The organism is Lonsdalea quercina subsp. quercina (genome assembly GCF_000688695.1).
Lineage (GTDB): Bacteria > Pseudomonadota > Gammaproteobacteria > Enterobacterales > Enterobacteriaceae > Lonsdalea > Lonsdalea quercina_D.
This window is the reverse complement of record NZ_JIBQ01000009.1, coordinates 235,983-248,425: the sequence shown is the minus strand read 5'-3', so window position 1 is coordinate 248,425 and position 12,443 is coordinate 235,983. Positions and strand designations below refer to the sequence as shown.

8 protein-coding genes are annotated in these 12,443 nt (G+C 54.5%); 1 reads left to right on the top strand and 7 read right to left on the bottom strand.

Features of this window, described 5'->3' with window-relative positions; genetic code table 11:
* The 5 genes from SB13_RS17785 to SB13_RS17045 all read right to left on the bottom strand — a co-directional run bounded on the left by SB13_RS17785 (position 1) and on the right by SB13_RS17045 (position 6,939).
* The gene (locus SB13_RS17785) at positions 1 to 1,329 is read right to left on the bottom strand and encodes a chorismate mutase family protein (RefSeq protein ID WP_160168637.1); all 1,329 of its coding nucleotides are present in this window, start codon (positions 1,327 to 1,329) and stop codon (positions 1 to 3) included.
* The gene (gene pabB / locus SB13_RS10455) at positions 1,326 to 3,326 is read right to left on the bottom strand and encodes an aminodeoxychorismate synthase component I (protein WP_051616470.1); all 2,001 of its coding nucleotides are present in this window, start codon (positions 3,324 to 3,326) and stop codon (positions 1,326 to 1,328) included. The genes SB13_RS17785 and pabB overlap by 4 nt, the downstream gene beginning before the upstream one ends.
* Positions 3,319 to 3,951: an anthranilate synthase component II gene (locus SB13_RS17925; protein WP_051616468.1), complete on the bottom strand. Its 633-nt coding sequence runs from the start codon at positions 3,949 to 3,951 to the stop codon at positions 3,319 to 3,321. Before SB13_RS17925 ends, pabB begins: the two co-directional genes overlap by 8 nt.
* 1,203 nt (positions 3,952 to 5,154) lie before the next feature.
* Positions 5,155 to 5,691, bottom strand: a complete 537-nt coding sequence (locus SB13_RS10445; protein WP_026740302.1) for a hypothetical protein — start codon at positions 5,689 to 5,691, stop codon at positions 5,155 to 5,157.
* A 363-nt stretch (positions 5,692 to 6,054) separates the two neighbouring features.
* Positions 6,055 to 6,939: a LysR family transcriptional regulator gene (locus tag SB13_RS17045; RefSeq protein ID WP_026740301.1), complete on the bottom strand. Its 885-nt coding sequence runs from the start codon at positions 6,937 to 6,939 to the stop codon at positions 6,055 to 6,057.
* A 1,486-nt stretch (positions 6,940 to 8,425) separates the two neighbouring features.
* Between SB13_RS17045 and SB13_RS10435 the strand changes: the two genes are divergently transcribed.
* Complete coding sequence (locus tag SB13_RS10435; protein ID WP_026740300.1) at positions 8,426 to 9,193, top strand: SDR family NAD(P)-dependent oxidoreductase; 768 nt, start codon at positions 8,426 to 8,428, stop codon at positions 9,191 to 9,193.
* A gap of 250 nt (positions 9,194 to 9,443) precedes the next feature.
* On the opposite strand, the gene potF is transcribed toward SB13_RS10435, so the two are convergent.
* Together potF and SB13_RS10425 are read right to left on the bottom strand one after the other, a co-directional pair.
* Positions 9,444 to 10,556 carry a spermidine/putrescine ABC transporter substrate-binding protein PotF gene (gene potF, locus SB13_RS10430; protein WP_036150306.1) on the bottom strand — a complete coding sequence of 371 codons (1,113 nt, stop codon included), beginning with the start codon at positions 10,554 to 10,556 and terminating at the stop codon, positions 9,444 to 9,446.
* Between the two features lie 287 nt (positions 10,557 to 10,843).
* The gene (locus tag SB13_RS10425) at positions 10,844 to 12,325 is read right to left on the bottom strand and encodes an aldehyde dehydrogenase family protein (protein WP_026740298.1); all 1,482 of its coding nucleotides are present in this window, start codon (positions 12,323 to 12,325) and stop codon (positions 10,844 to 10,846) included.
* Between the last annotated feature and the right edge of the window lie 118 nt (positions 12,326 to 12,443).

The following is a 12,443-nucleotide window of genomic DNA, read 5'->3' as shown; positions in this document are numbered from 1 at the left end:
TCAGTGCGGTTGCGCAGTCCGATCATCGTTGATGATGTTGTCTTCCAACCGGCAGGCCTCGTCGATAATGCGTTCGTAGAGTGCGATCGCAAACTCAGGGTCTAGCCCATGACTCGCCGCGCGTTCCGCGCACCGCTGTTTCACGGCCTCGACCCGGCTTGGCTGCATCATCGGGATGTTGTGCGTACGTTTGTATGCGGCGACCTGTGCACAGATATCAATACGCTGGGCGATTAGATTGATTATGGCGTCGTCCAGCGTGTTGATCTGAACTCGGAAAGGCTCCAGTCCTCCTTGCGGATTTTGTACATGAGAGGCGTCGGTCTGGGCGTGGGGGCCGCAGAGGCCCTCAACCAGCGCGAAGGCGCAGTCGGACAGGGCGCTCATGTGATAGCCGCCTTCCTGCACGAAGCAAATCGGCACGTTAGCCGCGGCGAAACGCTTGCCGATCGCGTGGAAGATCTCGGGCGAGAGTCCCCAAATTCCGTGAGGATCGTCCTCGATGATATCGAAGCCGACGCTGACGACCAGCGAGCGCGATCCCGCCGAGAGGGCGTCGTTGAGCACGTCGTCCAGCGCGGCCAGATAGGCGGATGGCTCGGGTGGGGTCTCGAATCCGATATAGCGATGCGCAGGATGGGCCGGAGCGATGGCGTGACGATAAGGAAAGGTCTTTTCGCTCAACGCATGCAGACTGTAAAAACGAATATCCGCATGATCCGACAGTACGTCGCTTGTCCCATTACCGACGTGATGATCGATATCGATAACGCTCACCGGACCCAGTCCTTCGTCGGCCAGCGTGCGTGCGGCGAGGGCCGCGTTGTTGAGATAACAGTAGCCGCCCAGAAAGTCTTTCCCGGCATGGTGGCCCGGTGGTCGGCAGAGCGCGTACGTATAGTGGGCCTGACGTTGCGTCAGACCCCGCGCGGCAAGCAGGCTGACCACGGCTGAGGCCTCCGCCCGGGGATAACAGTCAGGGTCCAGCAGCGTATTCTGCACGATGTCCGGCGCGGCATAGCGTTGCGCCAGCGCCCGGGCATGAGCCGGATCTCGGGGCGGCTCGACGTGACGAAGTCCATCAAGGTAATGAGGGTGATGGAGTCGCGGCAGTAATGCCGCCAACGTTGTTTTCGCCGCATTCACCTCGTCCTGAGACGGCGAGGCGCAGGATACCCCGGGCTGGCGAAGGAGTCCTCGGCCAATGATGGCGGTTCGCTCAGACACTTCTTTGGAGGGGACGAATTGGCCGTCACCGGTAGCCAGTAGCGCGACGGGCGTCGGCGCCGTGTCTGTCACCTGATAAATCCGCATAGTTGTTTGTGTCATCCCTGGCGTCTCCTGTAGCGAGCCCCGGCGCTGGCGTAGCCGGCGGCCTGATAAAATCGAGTGAGTTTCTCCAGCGCCGGATAGCCGTCCATCGGCAAAGTGGCTTCTATCATCGGCCATCCACGTAGTTGCGCTTCGCGATCCACCGCGTCCAACAATCGTTGCCCCAGACCCGCCGCGCGGTAATCGGGTGCGACCCATAGCTCCTGCAAAATGCCGTATTCGCTGCTTGCGCGCAGCGCGTGCACACGGGAGACGGTCGCCAACGCGATAATCGCCTGGCTGACGGGGTCTTCGATTAGATAGGCAAAGCCAAAATCCGGGGAGGCGGTGATGCGGATGGCGGCCTGGCGGGCGCCGTCGTGGGAAAACTGCGGCCCGGGTCCGCCCAGTTCCCGCAGGAGCTGATAGACCGCGTCCGCCATCGCCTGCGCGTCTTCTGGTTTGGCCAAACGCAGCAGCGGCTCAGCGGCGGGTGACCCGGCCGCATCGCTGAATTCGCCTGCAATCGTGAAAGGCGCATCCGCCTGACCGGTGACGGACTCGGCGATAGCGGCGAGCGGCGCCTGCGCCTTTAACAGGATTTCGTCGAACTCCGCGACAGGGTCGGACAGCGCGACGATAGCGCCTCCGCAGCCGACCGAGACGCTGTCCGGCCTACAGACGATAGTGCGAATGACAATGTTGAGATCCACGCTGCCCGACAGCGACAGGTAGCCGATGGCGCCGGAATAAATGCCGCGCGGAGCTTCTTCCATCGCGTCGATGATTTCCAGCGTGCGAATCTTCGGCGCGCCGGTCATGGAGCCGCCGGGGAAGCAGGAGGCGATACAACTGAGCACGGTTTCGTTAGCGCCGAGACGGCCTTGAATGACGCTGACTAACTGATGAACGGTGCGGTAGCTTTCGATATGCATCAGGCTAGGGACGCTAACGCTGCCGGGCTCGCAAACGCGGCCGAGATCGTTACGCATCAGATCGACAATCATGAGATTTTCGGCCCGGCTCTTCTCGTCCAGACGTAGCGCTTCGGCAATGGAGGCATCGCGGGCGGGATCGTCGTCTCGCGGCGAAGTGCCCTTGATCGGTTTGGTCTCTACGATGCCGTCGCGCTCGATGCGCAGAAAACGCTCGGGGGAGGAGCAGGCTACCGCCAGTTCGCCAAAGCGAAGATACGCGGCGTACGGCGCTGGGTTGCGGCGACGCAGTCGGCGGTACAGATCGAGCGGGTCAACATGGACCTGAGCGGAAATGTCATTGGTCAGACAGACCTCATACGTCTCCCCGGCGGTGATGTTTGCCAAACACGCTTCGATGTTGGCCAGATAGGTATCCCGGTCCTGGCGCAACGTAAAGTTCACCGGAGAAGAAGCCGTTCCCTCCGCGATGGGAGGGGCGGACGGCAGGCGGCTCAACGTCGCTTTCATCGCCTCGGCCCAGCCCTGCGCCGCTTCCTCTTCCTGCGGGTGATAGATGGCCACGACATAGAGCCGTTTTTCGACGTGATCAAACGCCAGAAAGCGGGTGCAAAACAGAAATGCGGCGTCGGGATAAGGCGAGGGGGGCGACGGCACATTACAGGTCAGCGTTTTCAATTCATAGCCGAAATAGCCGACGTGGCCGCCGATAAAGGGGATGTCGGGCAGCGTTTGCCGTTCGTCCAGAGTGAGCGAGGCTTGGCGATGTTCCAGATAATCGAAAATCGACAGCGTCAGCGTCTCTTCGCTGTTATCTATGGGCCGGATGACTTGCACGGTCTGCCGCTGGGCATCGAAAAGCGTCATGCTGGCATCGTGGCCTGAGGCGTCCCCCATAAAAGACCAGCGCGACAGATGGGGAGCAATCAGGCTGCTGTCCAGCCAGAACGCGTAGTCGCTGTGGCCGTAAACGTGCACGAAAACGTCTTCGGCGTCGACGGTCAGCGGCAGCGGTTCGCACAGCAGTGCGTAACATTCAGGGGAGGCGATCGCGGGGTCGCCGTCGTGGGCTTTAAACATGTAAACCGTCCTTGTGTTGTCCTGTTTTTATCTGAAACGGGGCGATGTCCTCGGAAAGAAAGTTGTTGAAGAGTTCTCGGCCATACTCCGAGCAGATTGACTCTGGGTGGAATTGAACGCCCCAATGCGGCTGGGTACGGTGCCGCAGCGCCATGACGATGCCGTCCTCCGTCTCTGCGATCAGCTCCAGCTCATCGGGTAAGGCGCTGTCGGCCACCAGAGAGTGGTATCGTGTGACGTCGAAGGTTTCGGGTATCCCGCGAAACAAGGGGGTGCCGTAATGACGGATGCGGCGAATACGGCCATGCATCGGTTCTGGGGCCGCAATGACGCGACCGCCGTGATACAACGTCAGACATTGGTGGCCGAGACAGACGCCCAGCACCGGGACATCGGCATACGCCAAAATATCCATTGAGCTGCCGACGTCTCGTCGCTGGTGCGGGGTGCCGGGTCCGGGGGAGAGGATGATACGGTCATGGGGAATTTTATGAATTTCGCGCCAGGAAAGGGTATTCGGTAATACGAGAGCCTCCCGGCCATTCACCTCACCGACCATTTGCGCGATATTGAATGTAAAACTATCGAAATTATCAATGATAATAACACTTTTCTGATGACGCATCGTATATTCCTCCATGAAATAGAGAGCGGCTTATTATCAGCGTGTAAAAGTTTTCATCGATATTGCCTGTATAAAAATAGATTGTGATTATTTTCAATAATGAGTCTTTGTCACGAACAGACTATTTAATGTAAGATATTTCCTATTTTTTATTGGTGCGCTCGTCATTCTGATATCGCCTTCCTGAACAGGGTGGTTCGATATTTAGTCCCGGTGGTTAACGGTGGTTGTTATTTTTTATTATTATGAGATATAGCGCATGATATTTACAACTAGATAAAAGGGTGATATCGCTGATTTTTGTTTTATTTGTTGATTTTTAAATATTTTTTGATGCAGAGCCAAGATATGAATGAATATTATATTTTTCAATGTATTGGTGGTGAGCCATTAAAATAAATAGGCTATTTGGATGACACATGCAAAAAGTATTACCATGATAAAAACTCATAATGAGAACAACTGAAGCTAATGATGAGTTGGTGTTTTTAAATAGAGATAAAAGATGATTTCTAGTCAGGGTGACAGTGCGTGTAAATGATCTTTTTCTTCATCTAATGGGTGCATTTACTATTAATAAATGATTCGTTCTTTATTGGTGAAATAACGGCTGTATATGTTTTTGGATGGTTGGACGTTTTAAAAAAATGGATGCTTGATATTTTACGTCATCGGTACATTGGCTTCGTTCGTGCGTCAGAATAAATGACTTGAGTCCGCTCATCGTATTGCCGCGCGCCTGTCCGGCACGCGAATGATGTGGCCTCTCAATTCCGTATGCCTGGAAAAGAATTCTGCGTCTTTTTAATCCTCAACAACGGGTTGGCCACATTTGTCTATATTGCGAGGATGTCTGTTAAATGACCGGGTTGCCTACCCCTGAAAGCGTGCCTCATCGGCGTAACGGGCGATCAGGTCGCATAAAAAGGTTCGCGACAATCCAGCAGGGTATGACTTCCCTAACATGCGGAGCTTGGACAAAAAACGACAGGGGGAATGATATTGCATGTAGCGCTGTTGAGAGCGCCTGCTGGCTAGGTGGTGAGAAACGCGAGCGATCTTCAGGTATGAAAACGACGTTGGCTGGAGGACGGCTTCGCCGACTTCGTCCTGCATCACAGGCCCTCAGCGCAGAAGGCTGGTTCACCAAATAACGCCCGATGGGCTCGGGCGTGGCGTCATCAGCAACGTCTTGCTGTGCCGTTAGCGATTTTCCAGCCCGGCTTCTTGGCGCTTGGCGCGAATTTCGGCTTCGTTATGGCGAATATAGTCACCAAGTTGCTCCAGCCCCGTGCGTACCTTCTGCAACTCGACGGCATGCTGGGCTTTCGGCGTTACGGGATTGGGGTGGGAAGCATCCCACGCCAGTGCCTGCTGAATTGAGGCAGCCCAATTTTTGGGCGAGCCGCCAGCCCATTCGTTAATGGTCTGTCCGAGCGTGTCGTTAAGAGAGGCCATCAGCGCGGGCTCGCCGTCTGGCGGAAGATCGGGGTTAGCCAGCAGATAATAGCGAAAGCGCAGTTGGCCGATGTAAAACCAGGTGACGGCTTTATCACGTTCACCGGCCTCATACAGCCGCTGGGCATACTGATAAAGTTCGCTGGGATGCGCCTGCGCGAGCTGTGCGTCGGTTTCCGATTGAACGGCAACGAGGACGGGCTTGATCTCAGCCGCGAAGGCAGAGGGACTGACATTGGCGGACAGCGCCGTCAAAAACAGTAGGGTGCAACTCCGATTCATGGAAACTCCTGTCAGCGCCGAATCGGCGGGGTCATCACAATGGGCGCGCGTCGAGACCTGGCGCGGTAAAAATGCGATGAGACAGTAGCAGGATTTATAACAAGACACACGAGCGCGTTTTGAAAATGTTGACGCCGGACACCCTGTGAACGCTATTGGGCCAGGGCACAACACGGCGTTCCGGCAAGACGCCTGTCGCGTTATTTGCCACGTCCGCAATGTCACTTTCCGCGGCCGAGAGTCGCGCCATGACCGTTTCCGCCCGTGCCTGCCGAATTCGGCTGCCGGGCGTCCTATTTCATCTCCCCGGGCATCCCTGGCAGGCGGCAGGAGCGACAGGCGGTACTAAGAGGCGCTGAAAACTCAGGGGACGCTATGGCACTCTTTGATCAGCTGAATGAAGTGGTGCAGCTCATCCTCTTTTCGCTTGAGATAATAGAGATACGACACCTCGGCGGGCTGATTGAGAAAGAGGGGGCGAGTCGCCAAAGGAATGTGCCGGGATATTTCGAAGTTCATGAAAGACGAGCAGGAGAACGAATAACCTTTACCCGCGGCGAGATATTCGATGACGTGCGAAAAGTCGGGTAAAACGTGTAGTCTGGCGCGGGTATTCGCCATTCGACGGTGCTGAATGGTTTTTTCCAGAATGGGATGAGGCAGCATTGATGAGTGAGCGACTAAATCCTCCTCGACGATAAGATCCATAATATCCTCATATTTATCAATCACATTCTGTGCACTGATAAGCATACAGCTGTCATTCATGAGAGCGATGCAGGCAATACGCTCAAAACTGTCGACATACTTAGGACAGGAGGAGATGAAGAAGTCGATCTCCTCCGATAACAGCTTGTTTTTGAACTCCGCGTAGGAGTGCTGCATGCACAAGAGGTTGATCCCTTTTTTTATAGAGTTCGAAAAGATGATTTTATAGAAACTGTCGTTGTAGGTATCCGTACCGATTTTCAGCTCACGAAAGAACTTGGTGTTTTTAGTGACCAGTTTGGTGATGTTTTCCAGACGCTCCCTGACGGGCAGCAGCTGTCGATAAAATAAATCCCCCTCTTTCGTCAGATTGATGCCTGAATTTGAACGATTAAACAGCCGGTATCCGAGGGAGTCTTCGAGATCGCTAATACTTTTGCTCAGTGCGGGAGGTGTCACATGGATGCGTTCTGCGGCGGCTTTAAATGAGCCTAATTCCGATATCACGATAAAATGCTCAACTTTTTTTGAAAAAATCATATCCCACCTCTGTGAATTCCATTAAATACAACTCATCTTCCTAATTGATAAATGAAAAGTCTGTTGGTCCGATCAGACCAGAACTTCTCAGCGTCCAGAGCAAAAGAAATAGTCATACTGCGTCATCGGGTGACGAATTTTTAATATGTGTGTTTTTTATTTCAATAGATTGCGTGATTTTGAAGCATTTCATGATCGTGATAATAATTAGAATAATATTTTATCATCTTGGATTTCGTAACAGAGAATAAGAAAATATGTGTTTTTTTATTTCGTATTTTTTCTCGGTGGCTGTATCTCGCGGCGGCATTGGGAAATATCCTGATGTTCTATTTTGGTTAAAAATACGTGAGCTTCATATTCTATACACTACTCTGAATCGATGGGCAAGCGCTGTGCCGGATCAGAAATGTAGGGTTTCCATGCTCAATAAGTTACCCGGTATTTGGACCTGTGGGGAGGGGGGGGGATATGCCGCGTCGCGGCGGTGCTATCGCCTGTCCCAACAGAAACCCTGAACAATGCAGCGTCCCGTTAGCGAACCGTTGTCTCTGATTTGGAAATGACAGGACACCCGTGTGCTGGAGACGCGCGCGTGTATTGCAGCTAATTGCATGACGGCTGCACTCTGCCGTGAATTTTGCGCCATCGCAATTTAATCCTTAACTTTTTTTCTTCATTCTGTGATGTGGCACGGTGTTTGCCTATTTTATTAGATAATGTAGGCCAATATCCAGGATATTTGTTGTCATGCCAACTCTGTGTTTATTGGTTAATGTTGATCATTTCAAAAATGAAGAGATGTTTACGTCGTCGGTTTATTAATCATGATGGATCTTTGAACAAAGGATGGGTGCAGGTACTGCCATTATAAGTATGAATGAATGTATGACCAGTCGTTTATTTGATCCGCGACGAAACTTTTCTTTTTTAGAAACTGATGTGAGACATTTTTGAAATTAATGAAAATAAGAGATGCCCAATATACAAAGGGCAGAGATCAAAATAGCCCAGAAGCATAATGGTTCATTGATCGGTGGCGTTTGGATATTGTTGACTATTATTTTCGGTAAGACCGCGGTCAGAGGGTCGCTTAATTCAATCATCAACAGCGCAATGATGAAAAGGTCATAACGCCGTCTCACTCTTTCTGAACAGAATGGCCGACGTCTCTCGGCAGCCTCACGCTTGGTGGCCTCAGGCTAAGGGGCGTATGACGCGGTGCACGATCGCGATCCGCTACCTAGACTGTAATAAGAACGGAACGCATTCTGCCGTGAGCCACGCCGCCGAAGGGGCTTTGCGCATACGGGGGCATGCCGCCAATAGGGCTTCAACGTCTCTTAACCGATGCAGGCAAGGCCTCGTCATTGACCTTTACTGGACATTTACCGTCCCACATCGACGGCGTCGACGCGATGGATGGAAAAGCGTCCGCAGAATGCATTCACTCTGTGACTCAAACACGCAAATTACAGGAGATATCATGAGCGTAAATACTCACCACGATCGGCGTCTGGCGGGCAAAGTCGCCATCATTACGGGGGCGGCGAAAGGTATTGGACGCGCGACGGCGGAACTCTTTGCCGCACAGGGCGCGCAGCTGATGCTCGCCGACGTGGATGCGGCGGGGGTCAAGGACCTGGCCGCCCGCCTGAGCGAGCACGGCAATACGGTCACCGCGCAGGCCTGTGATGTCCGACATGAAGATGATATTCGCCGCACGATCGATGCCACTCTCGCTGAGTTTGGGCGGATCGATATTCTGGTGGCCAATGCCGGTATTATCCCGGAAGCCACGCTGGAAGAGGCGACCGCGGAACTGTGGGACGAGACGTTTGCCGTTGATGCGCGCGGCATGTTCCTGTCGGCAAAATACGCCGCCAGCGAGATGGTGAAAGCGGGCAAGGGCGCCATTGTCTTCCTCTCGTCCATTTCCGCCGCCGGGGGGCAGCCGGGGCAGGCTGTTTATGGCCCCGCGAAATTTGTGGCGTCGGGATTGACCAAACATCTGGCGATTGAGCTGGCAGGGAAAGGTGTTCGTGTTAACGCCGTGGCGCCGGGGACGATCGATACCCCGGCTGTGGCCGGTCTGACCAAAGAAGGTATTGAGAAGGTAGTGGCGATGCATCCTCTGGGACGCATGGGGAAACCTGAAGAGATCGCCTGGGGGATTTTATTCCTGGCGTCTGATGAGGCGTCGTTCATCACCGGCGCCGTGCTGCCGATAGACGGCGGGTTCCTCGCGCAATAAGGGCAATAAGGCGCTTCGCTCAGGCGGGTGTACCGCATCTCAACGCAAGCCTCGTTTCCCTCAAGAAGCGGGGCTTATTCTTTGGCGCGCCACCCACGAACCGCGCTTGCGATTAGCTGAGCCACTTAGGCTGGCGACCGTTTCAGCGCTTTACGTTATTTGGGTGACAGGCAAGCGGTTATCCTGCCGCGATAACCGCTTTTTCTACACGTATTGCCGGGCGCAACGCCGATGGCGGACCCTGGAGGCGTTATTTTCCGCCGCTCTTCACGCGCGTCCAAGCGCGGGTACGGGCGCGGTCGAGTTTGGGTGATTTGTCCATGGTGATAAAGAGTCTGGCGCGGACGGCATCCGACGGATAGATGCCCGGATTGTTACGGACTTCTTCGCTCAGCAACGGCAACGACGCTTTATTGGCGCTGGCATAGAACACGTGATCGCTGATTTTGGCGATGACGTCCGGGCGCATGAGGTAGTTGAGGAATTGATAGGCTTCGTCCACGTTCTTGGCATCCGTCGGAATGGCGAAGGTATCGAACGTCACCTGAGCGCCTTCCTTCGGAATGCTGTAGCGAATATTAACGCCGTTCTTTGCTTCCTCGGCCCGTTGCGCCGCCTGCAACACATCTCCCGACCAGCCGATAGCGACGCAGATATCGCCGTTAGCCAAATCGTTAATGTACTGCGAAGAGTGGAAATAGCGGATAAAGGGACGAAGCTGCAGCAAGAGGTCGGCTGCCGTTTGGCTGTAGTCCTTCACGTTTTCACTGTTAGGATTTTTTCCCTGATAGTTAAGTACCGAGGCGAAAACGTCTTCCGGCGCATCCAGGAACGAAACCCCGCAGCTTTTCAGTTTTTCCAGATTTTCCGGTTTGAATACCAAATCCCAGCTGTCGACCGGCGCGTCCGCGCCCAGCACCGCTTTTACTTTATCAACGTTATAACCGATGCCGGTGGTGTTCCACAGGTAGGGAACCGCATACCGATTGCCCGGATCGTGCTGTGCGACCAGTTTCATCAGGTCGGGGTCGAGATTTTTGGCATTCGGCAATTTGCTCCAGTCCAGCGGGAGAAAAACGCCTGCGGTGCGAAGACGCGCCATAAAACTGTCCGACGGCACCACCAGATCAAACCCGGTGCTGCCGGCCATCAGTTTACCTTCCAGCACCTCGTTGGAGTCGAAAACGTCGTAGATGACCTTAATGCCGCTCTCTTTCTGGAAATTTTCCAACGTATCCGGGGCAATATAATCAGACCAGTTGTAGATGTGCAGTATCTTATCTTGTGCGGACGCGATGGCGGAAACAGCCATCAGCAGGCCCGCCACCGCGTTAGAAAACCTTTTCATGTCGTGGGTGAACATCCGTTGCTTCCTCCTATCGGGAGTGAATGAACCATTAAAAACCTGTAACGAGAAATTTTAATGTTGTACGAAGACGGTTTGCAGAGCGTGGACAATCAGACGCCCTAGGGCAAACAGGACGCCTTAGTGAAAAATTAATATAAGTAATTGTTTTAATTGATATTTATAAAGCAAATCGCCGATAAAGAAAAATAGGAAAAACAGATATCAGAGGTTGAACGAAGTCGGTTAAAGCCGCCCGAATGACATGACGCTTTGACCTCGGGCGACGGGAGGGTTTGAGCCCATCACGTCTGATCCTTGAGATACCACCCCCACGCCTCTTCGCTGACGTATTCCGTGATCTGCTTCGTTTCCAGATAGTTGTCGAACCCCCAACGGCCCAGTTCGCGGCCAATGCCGCTTTGCTTGTAACCGCCCCAGGGCGCCTGCGTGAACGTTGGCTGCGAGCAGTTCACCCAAACAATGCCGGCGCGCAATGCCCGACTGACGCGCTGGCAGCGCTCCGCATCGGCCGACATCAGCGCTGCGGCGAGTCCAAAACGGCTGTTGTTTGCCTCTTTCACCGCCTCCTCTTCATGCCGGAAACGACGAACGGCTAGCACAGGGCCGAATATTTCCTCCGTCCACAGCGCGCTGTCCGTCGGCGTGTCCAGAAAGATGGCGGGTTCGATGAACCAGCCCTGCGTCAAATGGGCGGGGCGTTCACCGCCGCAGACCAGACGGGCGCCTTCGCGTTTGCCGCGTTCAATCGCCTGAAGCACTTTCTGATATTGTTCGCCGCTAACCAGCGGGCCGAGCTGTATGCCTTCTTGCAGACCGTCACCGACACGAATGTTGCGGGTGGCCTCAATTAATCGTTCGATCAGGCGTTCGTAGAGGCCATCTTGCACCAATAGGCGCGAGGTCGCGGAACAGACCTGTCCTTGATTCCAGAAGATGCCAAACAAAATCCACTCGACGGCAGCCTCGATATCGGCATCGTCGAAGACGATAAACGCCGATTTCCCGCCCAATTCCAGACTGACATTTTTGATGTCCTGCGCGGCCGCCTGCATGATCGCGCGTCCGGTCGGCACGCTGCCCGTAAAAGCCAGCTTATCTACGCCCGGATGATGTGCCAGGGGCGCGCCCGCTTCGCGGCCCTGACCGGTGACGACGTTGAGAACGCCGGCTGGCAACCCCGCCTCATCGGCGACGGCGGCAAGTTCCAGCGCACTTAGCGGCGTCAGTTCTGACGGTTTGAGCACGGCGGTACAACCTGCAGCCAGCGCCGGAGCCACTTTCCAGGCCGCCATCAGCAGCGGGTAATTCCAGGGAATGATCAAACCGGCGACGCCGGTCGGTTCGCGGATCGCGCGGCAGCGAAAACGCGCATCAGGCAGGGGGATGATCTGTTCCTCAACATCCAGCGCTTCGGCCAGCGAGGCATAGTATTCGAAGCAGCCGATCGCATCCTCTACATCCCATAGCGCTTCTGGCAACGGTTTGCCGTTGTCTTTGACTTCCAGCTCGGCCAGCGCATTTTGACGTTGACGGAGGATCTCCGCAATTGCGAGGAGATAACCCGCGCGTGTTTTGCCGCTCATGCGCGGCCAGGGACCTTCATCAAAGGCGCGTCTGGCGGCCGCTACCGCCTTTTCGATATCGTCTGGTCCAGCCGCGGCGACCGTGCTGATTTGCGCTTCGGTCGAGGGATTGACTACCGCCAGACGCCCGTTTTGCGTTGCCGCCTGCCATTGGCCATCAATATAAAGCTGATCATGCATGGTGTTCTTCTCCCGGGTGACGATGAAGTTCCGTTAAGCGGTTAAGGCGACCGTCCGCCGAAGGAGGGCAGGCCGTGCGCGTTTTAAGTGGATGACCCCGGCACGCGTTTTAAGGTCC

What these genes read in the sequence shown, in the direction of transcription:
- SB13_RS17785 (WP_160168637.1), bottom strand. Translation starts at nt 1,329, where the DNA reads ATGACACAAACAACTATGCGGATTTATCAGGTGACAGACACGGCGCCG.
- pabB (WP_051616470.1), bottom strand. Translation starts at nt 3,326, where the DNA reads ATGTTTAAAGCCCACGACGGCGACCCCGCGATCGCCTCCCCTGAATGT.
- SB13_RS17925 (WP_051616468.1), bottom strand. Translation starts at nt 3,951, where the DNA reads ATGCGTCATCAGAAAAGTGTTATTATCATTGATAATTTCGATAGTTTT.
- SB13_RS10445 (WP_026740302.1), bottom strand. Translation starts at nt 5,691, where the DNA reads ATGAATCGGAGTTGCACCCTACTGTTTTTGACGGCGCTGTCCGCCAAT.
- SB13_RS17045 (WP_026740301.1), bottom strand. Translation starts at nt 6,939, where the DNA reads ATGATTTTTTCAAAAAAAGTTGAGCATTTTATCGTGATATCGGAATTA.
- SB13_RS10435 (WP_026740300.1), top strand. Translation starts at nt 8,426, where the DNA reads ATGAGCGTAAATACTCACCACGATCGGCGTCTGGCGGGCAAAGTCGCC.
- potF (WP_036150306.1), bottom strand. Translation starts at nt 10,556, where the DNA reads ATGTTCACCCACGACATGAAAAGGTTTTCTAACGCGGTGGCGGGCCTG.
- SB13_RS10425 (WP_026740298.1), bottom strand. Translation starts at nt 12,325, where the DNA reads ATGCATGATCAGCTTTATATTGATGGCCAATGGCAGGCGGCAACGCAA.